Annotated in this window: 20 protein-coding genes; 11 read left to right on the plus strand and 9 right to left on the minus strand. The window is 39.3% G+C overall.

The window, feature by feature from the left end; genetic code table 11:
• The first annotated feature begins 39 nt into the window (after positions 1-39).
• Positions 40-1,281 carry a peptidoglycan DD-metalloendopeptidase family protein gene (locus IPJ16_17535; GenBank protein ID MBK7628969.1) on the plus strand — a complete coding sequence of 414 codons (1,242 nt, stop codon included), beginning with the start codon at positions 40-42 and terminating at the stop codon, positions 1,279-1,281.
• Here IPJ16_17535 and IPJ16_17540 read toward each other — a convergent pair.
• Positions 1,255-1,857 (minus strand): phosphoribosylglycinamide formyltransferase, encoded by a 603-nt coding sequence (locus IPJ16_17540; GenBank protein MBK7628970.1) that lies wholly within the window; start codon positions 1,855-1,857, stop codon positions 1,255-1,257. The two genes, IPJ16_17535 and IPJ16_17540, sit on opposite strands and share 27 nt — an antisense overlap.
• A gap of 182 nt (positions 1,858-2,039) precedes the next feature.
• Here IPJ16_17540 and IPJ16_17545 point away from each other — a divergent pair, with 182 nt between their 5' ends.
• From IPJ16_17545 to IPJ16_17575, 7 genes are all read left to right on the plus strand, one after another.
• Complete coding sequence (locus tag IPJ16_17545; protein MBK7628971.1) at positions 2,040-2,276, plus strand: acyl carrier protein; 237 nt, start codon at positions 2,040-2,042, stop codon at positions 2,274-2,276.
• Between the two features lie 23 nt (positions 2,277-2,299).
• On the plus strand, positions 2,300-3,547 hold the full coding sequence (gene fabF / locus IPJ16_17550) for a beta-ketoacyl-ACP synthase II (GenBank protein ID MBK7628972.1): 1,248 nt from the start codon (positions 2,300-2,302) through the stop codon (positions 3,545-3,547).
• Positions 3,547-4,287, plus strand: a complete 741-nt coding sequence (gene rnc, locus IPJ16_17555; protein MBK7628973.1) for a ribonuclease III — start codon at positions 3,547-3,549, stop codon at positions 4,285-4,287. The genes fabF and rnc overlap by 1 nt, the downstream gene beginning before the upstream one ends.
• Positions 4,288-4,336: 49 nt before the next feature.
• Positions 4,337-4,777: an IPExxxVDY family protein gene (locus IPJ16_17560; GenBank protein MBK7628974.1), complete on the plus strand. Its 441-nt coding sequence runs from the start codon at positions 4,337-4,339 to the stop codon at positions 4,775-4,777.
• A 3-nt stretch (positions 4,778-4,780) separates the two neighbouring features.
• Positions 4,781-5,281, plus strand: coding sequence for a hypothetical protein (locus IPJ16_17565; protein MBK7628975.1), 501 nt, complete (start codon positions 4,781-4,783; stop codon positions 5,279-5,281).
• A 299-nt stretch (positions 5,282-5,580) separates the two neighbouring features.
• On the plus strand, positions 5,581-7,137 hold the full coding sequence (locus tag IPJ16_17570; protein ID MBK7628976.1) for a HAMP domain-containing histidine kinase: 1,557 nt from the start codon (positions 5,581-5,583) through the stop codon (positions 7,135-7,137).
• Positions 7,134-7,823: a response regulator transcription factor gene (locus tag IPJ16_17575; protein MBK7628977.1), complete on the plus strand. Its 690-nt coding sequence runs from the start codon at positions 7,134-7,136 to the stop codon at positions 7,821-7,823. Before IPJ16_17570 ends, IPJ16_17575 begins: the two co-directional genes overlap by 4 nt.
• Positions 7,824-7,895: 72 nt before the next feature.
• Here the strand turns inward: IPJ16_17575 and lepA are convergent, their stop codons facing one another.
• The 7 genes from lepA to IPJ16_17610 all read right to left on the minus strand — a co-directional run bounded on the left by lepA (position 7,896) and on the right by IPJ16_17610 (position 14,959).
• On the minus strand, positions 7,896-9,683 hold the full coding sequence (gene lepA, locus IPJ16_17580; protein ID MBK7628978.1) for an elongation factor 4: 1,788 nt from the start codon (positions 9,681-9,683) through the stop codon (positions 7,896-7,898).
• A 190-nt stretch (positions 9,684-9,873) separates the two neighbouring features.
• Positions 9,874-11,508, minus strand: coding sequence for a chaperonin GroEL (gene groL / locus IPJ16_17585; GenBank protein MBK7628979.1), 1,635 nt, complete (start codon positions 11,506-11,508; stop codon positions 9,874-9,876).
• Between the two features lie 31 nt (positions 11,509-11,539).
• Complete coding sequence (locus tag IPJ16_17590; protein ID MBK7628980.1) at positions 11,540-11,818, minus strand: co-chaperone GroES; 279 nt, start codon at positions 11,816-11,818, stop codon at positions 11,540-11,542.
• 158 nt (positions 11,819-11,976) lie between these two features.
• On the minus strand, positions 11,977-12,339 hold the full coding sequence (gene secG, locus IPJ16_17595) for a preprotein translocase subunit SecG (protein MBK7628981.1): 363 nt from the start codon (positions 12,337-12,339) through the stop codon (positions 11,977-11,979).
• 10 nt (positions 12,340-12,349) lie between these two features.
• Positions 12,350-13,186, minus strand: coding sequence for a hypothetical protein (locus tag IPJ16_17600; protein ID MBK7628982.1), 837 nt, complete (start codon positions 13,184-13,186; stop codon positions 12,350-12,352).
• 5 nt (positions 13,187-13,191) lie between these two features.
• Positions 13,192-13,731 carry an LptE family protein gene (locus IPJ16_17605; GenBank protein MBK7628983.1) on the minus strand — a complete coding sequence of 180 codons (540 nt, stop codon included), beginning with the start codon at positions 13,729-13,731 and terminating at the stop codon, positions 13,192-13,194.
• Positions 13,715-14,959 (minus strand): sigma-54-dependent Fis family transcriptional regulator, encoded by a 1,245-nt coding sequence (locus tag IPJ16_17610; protein ID MBK7628984.1) that lies wholly within the window; start codon positions 14,957-14,959, stop codon positions 13,715-13,717. Before IPJ16_17610 ends, IPJ16_17605 begins: the two co-directional genes overlap by 17 nt.
• 75 nt (positions 14,960-15,034) lie before the next feature.
• Between IPJ16_17610 and kdsB the strand changes: the two genes are divergently transcribed.
• From kdsB to IPJ16_17625, 3 genes are all read left to right on the plus strand, one after another.
• On the plus strand, positions 15,035-15,808 hold the full coding sequence (kdsB, locus tag IPJ16_17615) for a 3-deoxy-manno-octulosonate cytidylyltransferase (GenBank protein ID MBK7628985.1): 774 nt from the start codon (positions 15,035-15,037) through the stop codon (positions 15,806-15,808).
• Between the two features lie 53 nt (positions 15,809-15,861).
• The gene (locus tag IPJ16_17620; GenBank protein ID MBK7628986.1) at positions 15,862-16,233 is read left to right on the plus strand and encodes a T9SS type A sorting domain-containing protein; all 372 of its coding nucleotides are present in this window, start codon (positions 15,862-15,864) and stop codon (positions 16,231-16,233) included.
• Between the two features lie 166 nt (positions 16,234-16,399).
• Entirely contained in the window at positions 16,400-17,299 is a 900-nt protein-coding gene (locus IPJ16_17625; protein ID MBK7628987.1) for a MerR family transcriptional regulator, read from the plus strand.
• A 1-nt stretch (position 17,300) separates the two neighbouring features.
• Here the strand turns inward: IPJ16_17625 and IPJ16_17630 are convergent, their stop codons facing one another.
• Complete coding sequence (locus IPJ16_17630; GenBank protein ID MBK7628988.1) at positions 17,301-18,044, minus strand: hypothetical protein; 744 nt, start codon at positions 18,042-18,044, stop codon at positions 17,301-17,303.
• Positions 18,045-18,053: the final 9 nt, after the last annotated feature.

Consider the following 18,053-nt stretch of genomic DNA (forward strand, 5'->3'; position numbering starts at 1 on the left):
CTCCGGTCTTCAGACCCATTGAAAAAATATAATAAAAAAATGAATTTCAGGACTTCTAAAATCATACTAAGCTTTTCACTTCTAGTTTTTTCCATTTCCTGTAACACCACTGAAAACAAGGCAATTGAAGAATTGAATGTTTCTGACACAACTACAATTAAAAAGCCAAATAATCCGGTTCTTTTATACGGAATACCCTCCGATTCATTTAACCTGGTTACCGGACATATCAAACCCAACGGGTTTCTTTCCGGAATTCTGTTAAAATATGGTATCAGTATGTCTGAGATTGACCAGCTTGTTAAAAACTCCGGGTCGGTATTTGATGTACGTAATATCAAATCAGGGAACAACTATATTCTTTTTTGCGGCAGAGACAGCCTTGCAAAAGCAAGATACATGGTTTACGAACATGATCCCACCACAAGTTACATCTTCAGTTTTAATGATTCATTGAATATTACACCTTTCAGAAAGAAAATTTCGGGCAAGATAAAGTATGCATCAGGTACAATTGAAACCTCCCTCTGGGATGCAATGATGGCAGGCGGGCTCCACGCATCCCTTGCATCTGAGTTATCTGAGATATTTGCCTGGACAGTAGATTTTTTCGGACTTCAGAAGGGGGATAGTTTCAAAGTTATATATGAGGAATTATATATAGATGATAAATCACTGGGAGCCGGCAGGATTTACGGTGCACAGTTCAACTGGTCAGGTAATGTTATAACTGCAATCCCTTTCATACAGGACAGTACAGAGACTTTCTTCGACATTGAAGGAAATAGTCTCAGAAAGGCATTTCTCAAAGCTCCTCTTCAGTTTTCGAGAATAAGTTCAAGATTTTCAGCGAACAGGATGCATCCTATCCTGCGGATCCGAAGGGCACATTTCGGAGTTGATTATGCTGCACCACTCGGGACCCCGGTTCATTCAATAGGCGACGGTCGTGTCATTTCAGCTACAACAGAGAACGGATCAGGTAAAATGGTAAGGATACAGCACAACAGCGTATATGCAACTGCATACCTTCATCTGAGTCGTTTTGGGACGGGTATTACCGGAGGAGCGTTTGTCAAACAGGGTCAGATAATCGGGTATGTTGGCTCGAGCGGACTATCGACTGGTCCTCACCTTGATTTCAGGTTTTATAAAAATGGTTCCCCGGTTGATCCGCTTAAAGTTGAAGCCCCGCCGGTAGAACCTGTTTCAGAAATGAATCTTGCCCGGTTTGAAAAGAACAAACAGGTTGTTTTAAGCCTCCTCGGGACCTTTAACTAGAAAATCGGGCAGTTTCGTTACAATATCTTCAATAATCCTGGGGTAATGCAGATATTCAAGGGCATGTACCTTTTCAGCCAGTGTTTCCGGAGTTTCATCTTTCAGAATCTTACAGCGGCTCTGGAAGATAATATCCCCCTTATCGTACTGTTTATTAACATAATGAATTGTTATTCCTGATTCCTTTTCCTTACCTGCTATTACACTCTTATGAACAATATCTCCGTACATTCCTTTTCCGCCATAAGCAGGGAGTAAGGCGGGATGTATATTTATTATACGTCCCGAGAAATGATCAATGATGTTTCCAGGTACGAGCCACAAAAATCCGGCAAGCACGATGAAGTCAATTTTATATAATGTAAGATACCGGAGGACTTTGCCTGTAACATAAAATTCTTTATGTTCGAAAAACAGTGTTCTTATGTTAAGTGCTTCAGCCCTTTTTAGAACCATTGCCTGACGCTTATTCGACAAAACAAGACTTACCTGAGCGGTATTTCTGGTCGAAAAGTATTTAATTATATTTTCTGCATTGGTTCCGGAACCTGAAGCAAAAATAGCGATATTCCTCATTATGTGATAATTAGTAGATTTGTCAACTATCCTTAATAATTCATTAAAATAAGATTATTTTTCTAATTATCAACACATTAAACTGTACCTCAAATAAAAAAACATCAAATCTCTTGAAAAATATAGTACAAATATATTTCTTTGCATGGTTCAAAAATTAATATTAATTAAAATTTATTATTATGTCTGACATTGCCGCAAGAGTAAAGGGAATAATAGTTGACAAACTTGGAGTAGACGAATCAGAAGTAACTCCGGAAGCCAGTTTCACAAATGATTTAGGAGCAGATTCTCTGGACACTGTTGAGTTAATCATGGAGTTCGAGAAAGAATTCAATATCGGAATTCCAGACGATCAGGCAGAAACCATCGGTACAGTTGGTGATGCAATCAAGTACATTGAGGAAAATGCAAAATAGTTTGCATCGTTAATAACCCATTTATGAGAAGAGTTGTAGTTACAGGACTAGGAGCACTAACTCCTTTAGGTAATAATTTGCATGACTATTGGGAAGGTTTGAAGAACGGTGAAAGCGGATCAGTAATGATAACCCGCTTTGATACCGAGAAGTTCAAGACCAAGTTTGCATGTGAATTAAAAGGCTACGACTCTAAAACTTATTTTGACAGAAAAGAAGCCAACAAGCTTGATTTGTATTCTCAGTATGCTCTTGTAGCCACTGAAGAAGCATTGAAAGATTCAGGTCTTGATCTTGATTCTATTGATAAGGACAGGACAGGCGTTATATGGGCTTCAGGTATCGGGGGACTTGAAACCTTTTTTCTGGCAATCAAAGATTATGTTCTTGGGGATGGAACACCCCGGTTTAGTCCATTCTTCATCCCCAAGATGATTGGAGACATTGCCGCAGGGGCAATATCCATAAAGTATGGTTTCAGGGGACCTAACTTTGCAACTGTCTCAGCATGTGCATCTTCTACCAATTCGATAATTGATGCCATAAACTATATCCGCTGGGGCAAAGCTGATATTTTCATTACGGGAGGCTCAGAAGCTGCTGTTAATGAACCCGGAATAGGTGGGTTCAATGCACTTCAGGCCCTCTCAACAAATAATGAAAACTATAAGTCTGCTTCCCGGCCTTTTGATAAAACCCGCGATGGTTTTGTACTTGGAGAAGGAGCTGGAGCACTAATCGTTGAAGAGTATGAACATGCAAAAGCCAGGGGAGCTAAAATTTATGCTGAACTGGTTGGAACTGGTCTTACAGCAGATGCATATCATATGACTGCTCCTCACCCTGAAGGACTGGGAGCAAGAAATGTGATGAAACTTGCAATTCAGGATGCAGGCCTAAAGGTTGAAGACATTGATTACATTAATGTTCATGGAACATCCACTCCCCTGGGTGATATTTCAGAAACAAAAGCAATCGTAAATGTCTTTGGAGAGCATGCCTACAAATTGAATATCAGCTCAACCAAATCGATGACTGGTCATCTTCTTGGTGCGGCAGGTGCAATTGAAGCCATTGCTGCAATTATGTCAGTTGTTCACGACATTGTTCCTCCGACAATCAATTTCAACATTCCTGATCAGGATATTGATCAGAATCTGAACTTAACTCTCAATAAAGCTCAACACAGAAAAGTAAATTATGCCCTTAGCAACACATTTGGTTTCGGAGGACATAATGCTTCTGTTGTTGTTAAAAAAGCTGAAGCTTAGTGTCGTTATTCCGCAAAAGAATTAATGGTACTTATTTACTTGATAAACAGGAATTCAGTTCCCGTTTAAGGAAAATCCTTGGCTTCAGACCAGGGAACCTCAGACTGTATGAAATAGCCTTCATACACAGGTCCGCCTCATTTACACTTCCAGATGGTAAAAAAGTCAATAATGAACGACTTGAGTACCTCGGAGATGCTGTACTTGATGCAATCCTATCAGACTTTCTTTTTGAAAAATTTCCTGATGCAAATGAAGGCTTCCTGACAAAAATAAGATCCCGTATTGTAAACAGGGAAGTTCTTAATCAGCTGGCCATATCAATGGGAATTAATAAGATTCTGGTAAGTAATGTCAGCTCAGCACATCCGACAAAAAATCTGTATGGCGACGCTTTCGAGGCCCTGATCGGAGTTGTCTTCATTGATAAAGGCTTTAAAAAAACCAAAAAGCTTTTCCTCAAAAACGTACTGAACAAATATCTCAACCTTACTGAAATTGTAAATACAGATACAGATTATAAAAGCCTCGTATTTGAGTGGGTACAGAAGCATAAGTCAAACCTTATCTTTACCTATAATGAAGAATATGATTTTAATCTTAAAAAATCTGTCTTTTCTACAATACTGACAATAGATAAAAAGGAGTTGGGAGAGGGTCACGGCTCATCAAAAAAAGAGGCAGAACAGGAGGCCTCATGCCAGGCATGGAAGAGGCTTAAAGATAATTGTAACGAGTAAGATCTGGAATCCATTTTTTGTTTAACTTTATCAGTTAGGTCGTTTCCAGATGAAGAAAATTCAGAAGATTACAAGGGTACAACTTAATATTGATCATGATGAGGATACTACTCTTCTTGGATTAGTATGCGCAGAACCTGATTATAAACTGTCCCTTTTAATAAATAATAAGCTCTCAATCTCTTTAAAGAGTATAGCTCCTTTAAAGCCCGGGGAGGATGATGGCACACAACTTACTTTCAGCAGGTTTTCCTTTTCAAAAAAAGCACACGAAATATCTTATAATCTTATTTCAAACAGATCCGGCAAAATGTTTTTGCTCAATAAACTTAAAAATGTTGATTATATTTTCAGCGTTTATGATCCCGGGAAAATCCTTGATTCTGAATTGCTTACATCACAAATGAGAGAAATTGAAACAGTAAATGCGGTTTTCTATATTGATTTACTTACCTTTAAGGACAAGAACTTACATTACCTTACTCATTAGTCTATGGAAAAGTTGTATTTCAATTTATCTGAAGAGGAGTTTACTAAAGGGAGGAAGCTTCTGTTATGGGGGTTCGCTATTTTGTTTTTTTTGGCTGGCTCATGGGTATTGATTTCCAGCCTTCTTCTGGGGCATAAAAGCATTCCTGCAGTACTGGCAACAGCACCTTATGGTATTAGCCTTGTCGTCTCGGTTATAGCTGCTTTAGCAACAATTAAAAGAAAAGATCTTTTTTTTCTTATCGACGACGACAAAATTGAGTTCAGATATGGTCTTCTAAATCCAAAAAAACACTCCTTCATTTGGGCAGATGTAAAAGAACTGGTAATGCCTCATAAACAAAAAAAGGCACAACTATTCTTTAAGGATGGTACTTCCTTTATAATCGATCTGACATATCTCCAGGGGAAAAAGGCGGGAATCATAAGAAAACACATCTATCATGCTGCAAGGGAGAAAAACCTTAATGTTACCAAGGTTCCAAATCTATCTAAAACAAAGTAAACACAGCATAGGTAAAAAAAGAAGAGGCTGACGATTGTCAGCCTCACTTTTTTGATAACCCTAAAACTAACCTAACCTATGAAAAAAACCTCTATATCCTGTGTTTCAAATATCGTGCCAATTCCTGTACAAATATAAGACCTGTTTTCCGATTAAAAAAACCCTGCAGCGTATATAGCTGAATATTAACATATATTTAATGATATGTTAAACTATTTAAAGAGTTCGGAGTACCTACCTTAGTTAAAGAAAGTTAAAGAAGCGCTATTTAATATATATACAAGTACTTTTGCAATTGTATGAAGCGGAGAACCATTGTATTACTTGCAATATTCTTTTTTCTGGCGTTATCCGGATTAATACTTATTCAGTTGTACTGGATACGAAATGCAATTGCCATTACTGACCGTCAGTTCGCTTATCAGGCAAATAAGGCACTTGAATCTGTTGTTCTTGATCTGGAAGAGAAGGAATTAATAAGAAATATCGTAGAAGATATAGATCCGGCCTCAACAGATTCTATAACTGTTAAAGTACCTGCCGGATCACCTCTTGCCAGAAAGCTCCAGGGATATCAGCCAAACGCTGAACTCCTGGCCATGTACGGGCTTAACGATCCGGACAAACCAGTTGCAGTAACTTCTTCCGGACATAAAATTTTTATTTCTTCGGAATACAGCTCCCCATTTACTTCAATTGAATCGGCTGAGCCATCGCCTCAGATAACGAATTCGGAGATAACCGGAAGAGTAAGCAACAAAATAGTATTCCTTGAAAATATAATGGAGAAAATTCTTCGTACAACACCTGATATAAGAGAAAGAGTTGATCCTGAAAGCATTAATCAGCAACTGCGTACTGCCCTTAACAATGTGGGAATATATCTCGATTATGAGTTTGCAATTCGCTCCGGACGATATGGGAATATCTGGAGTACACCTGGATTTACTGACAAACCCGGTACCAACAAATTCATTATTCAGCTATTTCCCAATGATCCTGTTCCCAGTCAGAACCAGATAGTCCTATATTGCCTTCAGGAACAACATTATAAATTTGAAAAGATCGGAAGTCTTGGTTTTATGTCGCTTCTTTTCACAACATTCCTGCTGCTTCTATCTGCCGGAACATTTGTAGTTATTTTCAGGCAGAAAAAGATGTCAGAGATAAGAAATGATTTCATCAACAACATGACTCATGAACTTAAAACTCCGATTTCGACAATCTCCCTGGCATCCCAGATGATGGCAGATACATCAATCCCGGATAAGGATAAAAATATTGCGAGTCTTGCAAAGGTCATCTCTGACGAGAGTATGAGATTAAAATTTCAGGTAGAGAAAGTGCTTCAGATGGCGATTTTTGAAAAAATGAAGATGAAGCTTAACCTGGTTGAATCTGATGTTCATACAACAATCGATAAAGCAATTGAAAATTTTACTCTTCAGATAAATAACCGGAACGGACAGATAACGAAAGATTATCAGGCTGTTGTTTCACTTGCATTAACAGATGAGATTCATTTTCTAAATGCTGTTTCCAACCTCATTGACAACTCAATTAAATATTCAAAGGATAAACCCGAGATTACTATCTCAACAAGAAATAATAAAAAAGGGCTACTGATAATATTTGAAGATAAAGGCATTGGGATCAGCAAAGAGAACCAGAAAAGAATCTTCGATAAGTTTTATCGCGTCCCGTCGGGAAACGTTCATAATGTTAAAGGTTTTGGTCTGGGATTAAGTTACGTTAAGAAGATAATTGAAGAACATGACGGAACTATTAAAGTTGATAGTCAGTTAAATAAAGGCACAAAATTCACTATTTTTGTTCCACAAAACTTCCTGAAATGAAAAACATCAAAATTCTTCTTGCTGAAGATGATAGCAACCTGGGAAACCTGTTAAGAACATATCTTGCTGCCAAGAATTACGAGACCACACTCTGCATCAACGGAAGGGTAGCACTTGATGCATTTTCTAAAGAGAGCTTTGCCCTATGCATTCTTGATATAATGATGCCTGAGATGGATGGCCTAGCCCTGGCAAAGGAGATCCGGATGATAAATGAGGATATCCCTGTTATTTTCCTTACTGCCAAAAATCAGAAAGAAGATGTTCTCGAAGGATTCAGAAGCGGAGCCGATGACTATATTACCAAGCCTTTCTCTATGGAAGAACTCCTTTACAGGATAGAAGCCATACTTCGAAGGAGAACAGGCAGCAGTTCACTTGTCAGGAAAGAAGATTCATACGCCATTGGACAATACACTTTTAACCCCTTAAAACAACTGCTCATCTTTAATGATAAAACGACAAAACTAACAACAAAAGAATCTGAACTGCTGGAATTGTTATGTCGCCATGGCAATGAAATTCTTGAAAGGAACTTTGCATTAAAGACAATATGGATTGATGATAATTACTTCAATGCCAGGAGCATGGATGTATACATTACTCGTCTGAGAAAATACCTGATGAAAGATCCTGCTGTCAAGATCCTTAATGTTCACGGAAAAGGGTATAAACTGATATGTTAGTTTTTTGCCCCCTGCCCCCTAAAGGGGGTTCAATTTCTATAAATAATTGTAATTCAACTAAATATCACAGGATTAGTCCAGTTTCAGGACTGCGAGGAAAGCCTGTTGGGGGACTTCAACATTACCAACCTGCCTCATTCTTTTCTTGCCTTTCTTCTGTTTCTCAAGAAGCTTTCTTTTCCTTGTTATATCACCACCGTAACATTTCGCAGTAACATCTTTCCTTACTGCCTTCACCGTTTCCCTTGATATAATCTTTGCACCAATAGCTGCCTGTATTGCAATATCAAATTGCTGGCGGGGAATGAGTTCTTTCAGCTTAACGCACATTTTACGTCCAAATTCATATGCGTGTCCCCGGTATATGAGTGTGGAGAGAGCATCAACCATCTCGCCGTTGAGCAGAATATCAAGCCTGACAAGATCAGCCTTCTGATAAGCTATGTAGTAATAATCAAAAGAGGCATATCCCTTCGAAATGCTCTTAAGTTTATCATAAAAATCAAAAACAATCTCAGCAAGTGGCATTTCAAATGTTAATTCAACCCTGTCCCTGGTAAGATATACCTGGTTCTTCAGCACACCGCGTTTATCGATACATAGTGTCATTATCGAACCAACATACTCCGACAGAGTAATCACCTGTGCTGAAATATATGGTTCCTCTATTCTCTCAAGGTGATTTACAGGGGGAAGGCCTGAAGGATTATGAACATCAATCTCCTCTCCCTTTGTAGTATATGCTTTAAAAGATACGTTTGGTACTGTCGTAATGACATCCATATTAAACTCCCTGTCGAGACGTTCCTGAATAATCTCCATATGCAGCAGTCCAAGGAATCCGCATCTGAAGCCGAAGCCCAGTGCTGCAGATGATTCTGGAATAAATGTGAGTGAAGCATCATTTAACTGCAGCTTTTCAATAGATATTCTCAGATCTTCATAATCATCGGCATCAACCGGATAGATACCGGCAAACACCATTGGCTTAACATCCTCAAATCCCGATATAGCTTCATCACAGGGATTCTTAACCTGAGTTATTGTATCTCCTACTTTTACTTCTGCTGAAGCCTTAACACCGGTAATTATATAGCCAACATCACCCACACTCATTACATTACGTGGTTCCTGTTTAAGCTTTAGTACACCTATCTCTTCAGCATTGTACTCATGATCTGTATTTACAAACTTAACTCTTTCACCTTTCCTGACAGTACCATTAACGATTTTGACATAAGCTATAATTCCTCTGAATGAATTAAATATGGAATCAAATATCAGGGCCTGCAGGGGGGCCTCAGGATCTCCGGCCGGAGGATGTACTCTTTTCACAATCTCTCTGAGTATCAATTCAACTCCCATTCCGGTTTTTGCACTGGCTTCTATAATATCTTCCCTTTTACAGCCAACCAGATCGACAATCTGATCCTTAACCTCTTCCGGCATAGCGGCAGGTGAATCCATTTTATTCAGCACAGGAATAATTTCGAGATTATGATCAATTGCCATGTAGAGATTTGAAATTGTCTGTGCCTGAATTCCCTGGGTTGCATCTATAACCAGCAGAGCACCTTCGCAGGCTGCAATTGATCTGGAAACCTCGTATGAAAAATCAACATGTCCCGGAGTGTCTATCAGATTAAGGAAGTACTTCTTTCCGTCGTGGAAATACTCCATCTGAATTGCATGACTTTTAATCGTAATACCCCTCTCCCTTTCCAGATCCATATCATCAAGTATCTGGGCCTGGTAATCTCTTTCAGTTATTGTATTGGTCTTTTCCAATAACCTGTCTGCCAGGGTACTCTTACCATGATCAATATGTGCTATTATACAGAAATTACGGATATTGTCCATTCAACAGTCGTGCTTTAAATCAGGTGCAAATATATAAAAAATCCACTCTTTAATTGCGGATTGCGGAAGGCGGATTGCGGATTGATGAAAAATCCCAAATCCGAAATCCCAAATCCGAAATCCGAAATTCACTATAAAAAAAGACAGGTCTCACGGCCTGTCTCTGCAAAATATTTTGATGAAGTAAATTTTACATCATACCACCCATACCGCCGCCCATACCCTGTGGAGGCATAGCAGGATGTTCTTCTTTTAACTCAACAATAACAGCTTCTGTTGTGAGGAACATTCCGGCAACTGAAGCAGCATTCTCAAGGGCAACACGTGTAACTTTAGCTGGGTCAATAACACCGGCAGCATAGAGTTTCTCATAAACATCTGTCTGTGCATTATAACCATAATCAGCTTTACCTGCTTTAACATTCTGTACAACAACTGCACCTTCTTTACCTGCGTTAACCGCTATCTGACGAAGTGGTTCTTCGATTGCACGTTTGATTATTTCAATACCCACTGTCTGATCTTCATTGTCGCCTTTGAAACCTTCAAGAGCAGAAATCGCGCGGATATAAGCAACACCGCCACCAGGGACAATACCTTCCTCGATAGCAGCACGAGTTGCATGAAGTGAATCATCAACGCGGTCTTTTTTCTCTTTCATCTCAACTTCAGAAGCAGCACCAATATAAAGGACTGCAACACCACCTGCGAGTTTTGCAAGACGTTCCTGAAGTTTTTCCTTGTCATAGTCAGAAGTAGTTGTAGTCATCTGCTGTCTGATCTGGGCAACGCGTGCTTTGATCATATCTTTGTCGCCTGCACCATTGACAATAGTTGTATTTTCTTTGCTTACAGTTATTTTTTCAGCAGTACCAAGCATATCAAGTGTAGTATGTTCAAGTTTCAGACCTTTTTCTTCTGAAATAACTGTACCACCTGTAAGAATTGCTATATCCTCAAGCATCTCTTTTCTTCTGTCACCAAATCCGGGAGCTTTAACAGCACATACTCTGAGTGAACCGCGTAAACGGTTTACAACGAGAGTTGCAAGTGCTTCGCCTTCAACATCTTCAGAAATGATAAGTAAAGGACGACCTGTCTGAGCTGTAGCTTCAAGAACAGGAAGCATATCTTTCATAGTAGAAACCTTCTTGTCATAAATAAGAATGTAAGGATTCTCGAGGTCAGCTTCCATTTTCTCAGCGTTTGTTACAAAGTATGCGGAGATATAACCACGGTCGAACTGCATACCTTCAACAACTTCAACTGATGTTGTGGTTCCTTTTGACTCTTCAACAGTTATAACACCTTCTTTGTGAACTTTACCCATAGCTTCTGCGATAAGTCTTCCTATTTCCTCATCGTCGTTCGCAGATATTCTTGCTACCTGTTCGATTTTCTTAAGGTCATCACCAACAACTTTAGCCTGACCTGCAAGATGTTTAACAACTTTCTCAACTGCCTTGTCAATACCTCTTTTAACATCCATAGGATTTGCACCTGCAGTAATGTTTTTCAGACCTACATTAATAATAGCCTGGGCAAGTACTGTAGCAGTAGTTGTTCCGTCACCGGCAATATCTCCTGTCTTGGAAGCAACCTCTTTAACCATCTGGGCACCCATGTTCTGGTATGCATCGGCAAGCTCTATATCTTTTGCAACGGTAACACCGTCTTTTGTTATCTGGGGAGCACCATATTTTTTCTCAAGAACTACGTGACGGCCTTTTGGACCGAGTGTCACTTTAACTGCATCAGCTAACTGATCAACACCTTCCTTAAGGAGGGCGCGTGCATCAATATTGAATTTAATCTCTTTTGCCATATCATTAAAATTTATATTTGTTATCTGAAAATTAAGCTATAAAAAGGATATCTGTCTGAGAAACTAAAAGATAGTCTTCACCGTCGATTGAAAGCTCCTGACCAGCATACTTTCCGTAAAGAACGACATCGCCCTTCTTTACTTCCATCTCTTCATCTTTTTTTGCTGCACCTACCAGAACAACTTTTCCCTGACGGGGTTTTTCCTTTGCGGAATCCGGGATAATAATACCACTTGCAGTTTTTTCTTCAGCTTCATTCGGTTTCACAAGAACCTTACCTGCTAAAATTTTTCCTTTTAATTGTGCCATTTTATATAGTTTTAAAGTTAAACATCAATTTCCGACTTCCTACTTAAGCATATTCTATGCCAAATTGAAAATAGTGCCATTTTGTATTCTATTAAAATAAAAAAGTGTCAGTATGTGACAAACTGACACTTTTTTTAAATATTTCAATAAAATAAGTTCTAGTTTCCTGGTGTCTGCTGGCCCGGAGCAGGAGTTGGATTTGTTGCCGGAGGAACAGCGGTAGGAAGTGTTGGAATTGCATTAGGGTCAACAGCATTCTGAATCTGACTCTCGATTCTTGATTTTCCTGCACCCTCTCCGCGTGGAATCGTTGCAGTTGCTACAACACAGAGAATCAGAATCGCTCCTGCCAGAGTCCATGTTGATTTTTCAAGGAAGTCAGCTGTTTTACGGATTCCCATTGATTGTCCTGCTGATGTGAAATTAGCAGCCAGTCCTCCACCTTTTGAGTTCTGAACAAGAACGATCAGGATCTGAAGAAAGCAGGCTACAATTACCAATACTGAAACAAAAATATAAATTCCCATCTGTTCAATTTTTTATATGCTCTTTAACTTTTTCAATTTGAGACGCAAAGTAACTGCTTTTTTCCGGAAATTTCAAACTTAATTTTTCATAAATATCAATTGCCTTTGAGTAATAGCCCTGACTGACATAAATTCTTGCCAGTGTTTCAGTTACAAAGCCACCTTTTTCTTCTGTATAAGGTTTTGAAATATCTTCAACAGGCACATTTGTTTTTTCCCTGTTTGGTTCGATACGCGGATTTGCAATAATAAACCTGTCTATGAGATCTGCCTGAAGCTGTTTTCCGGACGGCTTTTCTAATACTGTTTTAACTTCAGCCTCAATAGCATTATCATCTTCATCATATTTTTTATTGATGTCAAGATCGAGCTCAAGAAGATCATCCTGTTCAGACAGTGAAAAACCGGGATCCATATAAAAAATACTCTCCTCCTCCTGATCCTGATCATCCTGATTCTGAGGCATGTCGGTTATACGTTCAAATTCAGATATCAGCTCAATGCTGTTCCTGGCAGACTCAATAACTGTCTGTTCTGTTTCGGAAGCTTCCGCAGGTTCAGGTATACGTGCTTCAATTATTTCTTTTGGTGGTTCAACCACCTCAACAGGTTTTTCAGCAAGAAGGTAATAGAGCACCTCTCTGTCGGCAATATGTATTGCAGAATTTTTTAACTGACTCTCAAACTTTACATCGGCATTATCGTGAAGCCCTTTAAGCAAAAGAAGGTGAGCACTTTGAAAATACGGGAAAATATCAACAAGCTCGTAAACCTCACCTAACGATTGCCGGCTTAGCGTTCCTGTTTCTAACATCATATTTATAAAGTCGCTCCTGTTCATTACAGCTACCAGTTTACGAAGGCCTGGTTGAAGATATCCTCAACTATAGCCTCAACTATTTTTTCTGAAAGGTCACCTTCAACCTGACTAAGGTCGAGGTTACTGTCATAGTCCTCATATCTTGAGAATGACTGATCAAAACTGAGATCAGGATCAATAACATTTGTAAATTTTACCTTTACAGTTATTGTAAACCTGTTGGATGCAGCTCTGGCATCAGCTGCAACTGTATATGGTTTGGTATTATAATCGGTTATTTCTCCTTCAAAGTTGGCATCACCAATTCCATTTAAGTAGTTAAGGTTGGTTTGTGACCGGCACTTGTCAATCAGGGTATTTGTAATAAGCTGACTTAAACCGGGCTGTACAAGTGATGCCCTGTTCTGAAAGTATTGTACGCTAAAAGTCTTAACTGCAGGGGAAATGCTGGCTCCCGAGAAGGAATATGAAATTTTACAACCGGCAATTATGACACTTCCGCTGATTATCAGCAGAATTATAGTCCGGTTCAGGAGATTCATCCTGGTGCTATGATTCAATTCCATATTCTTTAATCTTTCTGTATAGGGTCCGTTCAGAAATACCAAGTTCATTGGCAGCCATTTTCCTCTTACCATTGTATTTTTCAAGAGCTTTTTTTATCATCTCAATCTCCTTATCGGAAAGTGAGAGCGACTCCTCAATAATCTCCTCAGTGTCCTGTATATCATTCCGTGCCTGGTGAGATTGAAACTCAACCGTCGAAGTATCATTCTCACTATGAACCTGTTCTTCATTATTAGCCTCTCTGAACAGATTTTTTATTACTCTTGAATTTGAATCATGAAACGTAAGGTCAACTTCACCTTTTCTTATAAGGTCAAATACTAGTTTCTTTAGATCATTCATATCACTTTTCATGTCGAAAAGGATCTTATACAGGATCTCGCGTTCGGATGAAAATGATTTCTCACTTTCCCTGTTTATAACTGCAGGGAGTTTTATTCCACCATATTCAGGAAGATAAGTGCTTAGCACTGTCGCAGTTATCTCCCGCTCTTTTTCTATTATCGATATCTGCTCAGTAATGTTTTTCAACTGTCGTACGTTTCCGGGCCATGAATATGCCAGAAGGATATTTTTTGATTCAGAATCAAGACGTATTGCAGGCATACGGTACTTTTCGGCAAAATCAACTGCAAATTTTCTGAAAAGCAGAAAGATATCTTCACCCCGCTCTCTCAGTGCAGGTACTTTTATAGGGACCGTATTCAGTCTGTAAAACAGGTCTTCGCGGAATTTCCCGTTATCGATGGCATTGGGGACATCTACGTTACTAGCGGCTATTACCCTGACATTTGTTTTCTGTACTTTAGATGATCCAACCCGTATAAATTCACCTGTTTCAAGCACCCTTAACAAACGGACCTGGGTCGACAGAGGCAGTTCAGCCACCTCATCAAGAAAAATCGTCCCTCCGTCGGCTACTTCAAAATAACCTTTCCTGCTTTCCGACGCACCGGTAAAAGATCCCTTTTCATGACCAAACAGCTCTGAGTCAATTGTTCCTTCAGGAATTGCACCACAGTTCACAGCTATGTACTGCCCATGCTTGCGGGTACTATGACTATGTATTACCTGCGGAAAGATCTCTTTCCCCGTACCACTCTCTCCGGATATAAGAACAGAGAGATCTGTAGGTGCAACCTGAACAGCTATATCAATAGCCCGGTTAAGTCCCTCGAAATTCCCGATTATCCCAAATCTTTGCTTAATATTCTGCAGATCTTTCATCTCCTTATTTAACAATGGTGCGAATTTAACGTTTTTTTAAAACATTGGGAAATGCATTTTGTGTAATTTCGCAATATGAAAGATTATAAGCAGTATCAGTTTGCCGGGATAATACCTGCCAGATATGCCTCATCAAGGTTTCCGGGGAAACCACTTGCCCTGGTAGGAAACAGGACAATGATACAAAGGGTCTATGAACAGGCTTCGAAATCACTTGACCTCGTTTATGTAGCAACCGATGACAAAAGAATATTCAATGCTGTTCTGGAATTCGGGGGGAAAGCAGTTATGACATCTACTGAGCATCAGAGCGGGACTGATCGTATCGCGGAAGCTGTTCTGCATATAGTTGAAGAAACGGGAACTAAAATAGATATTGCCGTCAATATTCAGGGTGATGAACCATTTATCAGACCTGAACAGATAGATCTTCTAAAGGATTGCTTCAGCGATAAGGCTGTTGAAATAGCCACACTTATCAGAAAAGCTGAAAGCGGCGAAGATATCTTTAATCCTAATCAGCCCAAAGTCATAATAAACACTAAGGGTGATGCAATCTATTTCAGCCGGGCAGCAATTCCCTGGTTCAGAGATGCTGATCAGAAGGAGTGGTCGCACAAACATGTCTATTATAAGCACATAGGCCTGTATGCGTACCGCACCGATGTGCTTAAAAAGATTACATTACTTCCGCGCAGTCCCCTAGAAATTGCTGAATCTCTGGAACAGAACAGATGGATTGAAAACGGATTCAGGATCAGGACTGCAGTTACCAGTTGGGAGAGCGTTGGAATCGATACTCCCGACGATCTGGAACGCGCTAAAGAGCTTTTAAAACAATTTAGTTAATAATATGTTATACTTTTGCATAGTTTTTGCAGCACATCAATAAAAAGGCACTTATGAAGAAAAGTTTACTCTTTCTCTTCTTAATAATAATTTCGTTAAATCTTCAGGCACAGAAGGATAGTACCAGTATTGCCGGAATTGAACCACAAAGAAACAAGTCTTCAGAGGCAGCAAACATAAATATCAGCATTTATCCGGTTCCGGTAAGGGAAAACAGTTTTACCATCAGAACTGACAGGGATATCTCACTTATAAGGGTAACTAATATTATCGGACAGGATATCTACAGAATCCAGTTTAATAATCCTGTTCAGCTGGTAAGAATCCCTCTTGAAAATCCAAAAAGAGGAATGTACCTGGTAACCATCATGTTTGGTGATGGCATAAGGGTGGTAAAAAAAATAATGGTAGAAGAATCTGAATAGAATAATATTACTATTTTTAGTTGCTTGTTGAGCATTTTTGCGAAAAGTCTCGTCAAAATCAATCAATAAGGTATTATCTAAAAAACGGACATTAAACAAACCTGCTTAATGATTGTTTATTTTATTACAGTTATAAACAATTGTCCAAACTTTTTAATGCATAGCTATGGAAGAAGGACTTAATGTGTTTTCTATAAAGGATCTTGAGAACTTTTCTGGTATAAAAGCACATACAATCAGAATTTGGGAAAAGAGATACAAGATACTTGAGCCAGACAGAACAGATTCGAATATAAGGACTTACAGTGAAGCGGAACTTAAGAAGATTCTTAATGTAGCTTATCTGAACCGCAATGGACTGAAGATATCGAAGATAGCTAAGCTTGATGATGACAAACTTACCCAGCAGGTCATGAATGTCAGCAGCAAGAATGACGATCTGGATCAGAATTTCCAACCCGGAAAAATTCTCATGTCGGCTATCCGTTTTAACGAAACACTATTTAAGGAAGCACTTCTTCCCTTTATCCGCTTTCAGGGTATCGAGGAAGCTTATGCAAAATACCTTTCCCCGCTCCTGGAAAAATCAAGGATTCTCTGGCAGACAGGCAGCCTCTCAAGAGCCCAGGAACAATTTGTCAGGAATACTATTAAGCAGCTTATAATCATCGAAGATAATCTGCTGAAACCGGCTGCGGCTAAATCCGGGTCTTCAGTTGCGATGATAAATACTTCCGACAACCTTACTGATAATAACTTCCTGTTTTACAAGTACGTTCTTAAGAAAAGAGGTTACGATGTAATATTCCCCGGAGGAATACTTCCTTCATCAGAGGTAGTTGAAATGTATAAAATAAAAGCTTTTGAATACCTGGTTGTGAATTCCAGTGCCTTTGACTTTGCCGACAAGAAAATCGGCTATTTCACAAGTATAGGTAAATCACTTATGCTGAAAAGAATAATTCTTACCGATTTTCCGGAGGAGTTCACAAAGAAAACTTACGATAAACTTACCCTTACAAAAGATCCCTCACAATTTATTAAGGTTGTCGAATCTCTCCGTTAATTTACTTTACTCTTACAATTATTGAGTCTGCAATACTAAGTGCAGTAGTGAGAGTGTTCAAATCAGGGAATAGTTCACCGCTTTTCCCTGAATAATGGCTATGACCTATCGGTTTCATTGACCACACTCCATCCTTGCTGCTGGGGGTAATCACAGCTTCATAAACTACTGCGGGCTGGCATGACATCTTATAGTTTTCGTCATCAGGATATTTATCATTGGTCCAGAACTCATTCCAGTCCCAATTCTGGTTTACTTCAAGTAATACCTTATAAACTGCCGGTAAATCTTTATCAGCGCGGGTATTTAAAACAAAACTCTGAACAGGTGTGGCGCCCGAGTAAGCATCAGGCACTTCACTTCCCTTCTCAGGCATATAAAGACCATCAGATGCAATAACTCCCCGTTTATGTGCCCAGTATGGTAAAGTCTGGGGAGCCCTTTTAGATGCCGGAACCCAATTGCCATTCTCCTGTTTGCCATACCTGAAAACTCCTGTTGCAACTGCCGGCGGCACGTAAAGCGACTGGATATATTTACCCGACTGGTCTTCAAGCCAGACAGCCATCAGAGGATAGTAAAATGATTTTCCTTTATAGAATTCAACAATAAGCTCAGGACCTCTCCCGCCCTGGTTTGTAGTCAATACTGACATTTGCTCAGGTGCGGCATCTTTGTTTTTCATTATACCTGAAGAGCAACCTCCGGCGACTAACAGCATTAATAATATAATAGTTCTTGTCATATCGTTACG

The organism is Bacteroidales bacterium (genome assembly GCA_016709865.1).
In the GTDB taxonomy this organism is placed as follows: domain Bacteria; phylum Bacteroidota; class Bacteroidia; order Bacteroidales; family VadinHA17; genus LD21.

Coding starts and splice junctions, on each gene's coding strand:
- IPJ16_17625 (MBK7628987.1), top strand. CDS start 16,400: ATGGAAGAAGGACTTAATGTGTTTTCTATAAAGGATCTTGAGAACTTT.
- IPJ16_17620 (MBK7628986.1), top strand. CDS start 15,862: ATGAAGAAAAGTTTACTCTTTCTCTTCTTAATAATAATTTCGTTAAAT.
- IPJ16_17540 (MBK7628970.1), bottom strand. CDS start 1,857: ATGAGGAATATCGCTATTTTTGCTTCAGGTTCCGGAACCAATGCAGAA.
- IPJ16_17570 (MBK7628976.1), top strand. CDS start 5,581: ATGAAGCGGAGAACCATTGTATTACTTGCAATATTCTTTTTTCTGGCG.
- IPJ16_17630 (MBK7628988.1), bottom strand. CDS start 18,044: ATGACAAGAACTATTATATTATTAATGCTGTTAGTCGCCGGAGGTTGC.
- lepA (MBK7628978.1), bottom strand. CDS start 9,683: ATGGACAATATCCGTAATTTCTGTATAATAGCACATATTGATCATGGT.
- IPJ16_17610 (MBK7628984.1), bottom strand. CDS start 14,959: ATGAAAGATCTGCAGAATATTAAGCAAAGATTTGGGATAATCGGGAAT.
- IPJ16_17590 (MBK7628980.1), bottom strand. CDS start 11,818: ATGGCACAATTAAAAGGAAAAATTTTAGCAGGTAAGGTTCTTGTGAAA.
- kdsB (MBK7628985.1), top strand. CDS start 15,035: ATGAAAGATTATAAGCAGTATCAGTTTGCCGGGATAATACCTGCCAGA.
- fabF (MBK7628972.1), top strand. CDS start 2,300: ATGAGAAGAGTTGTAGTTACAGGACTAGGAGCACTAACTCCTTTAGGT.
- IPJ16_17575 (MBK7628977.1), top strand. CDS start 7,134: ATGAAAAACATCAAAATTCTTCTTGCTGAAGATGATAGCAACCTGGGA.
- IPJ16_17565 (MBK7628975.1), top strand. CDS start 4,781: ATGGAAAAGTTGTATTTCAATTTATCTGAAGAGGAGTTTACTAAAGGG.
- IPJ16_17605 (MBK7628983.1), bottom strand. CDS start 13,731: ATGGAATTGAATCATAGCACCAGGATGAATCTCCTGAACCGGACTATA.
- IPJ16_17560 (MBK7628974.1), top strand. CDS start 4,337: ATGAAGAAAATTCAGAAGATTACAAGGGTACAACTTAATATTGATCAT.
- IPJ16_17600 (MBK7628982.1), bottom strand. CDS start 13,186: ATGAACAGGAGCGACTTTATAAATATGATGTTAGAAACAGGAACGCTA.
- groL (MBK7628979.1), bottom strand. CDS start 11,508: ATGGCAAAAGAGATTAAATTCAATATTGATGCACGCGCCCTCCTTAAG.
- IPJ16_17545 (MBK7628971.1), top strand. CDS start 2,040: ATGTCTGACATTGCCGCAAGAGTAAAGGGAATAATAGTTGACAAACTT.
- IPJ16_17535 (MBK7628969.1), top strand. CDS start 40: ATGAATTTCAGGACTTCTAAAATCATACTAAGCTTTTCACTTCTAGTT.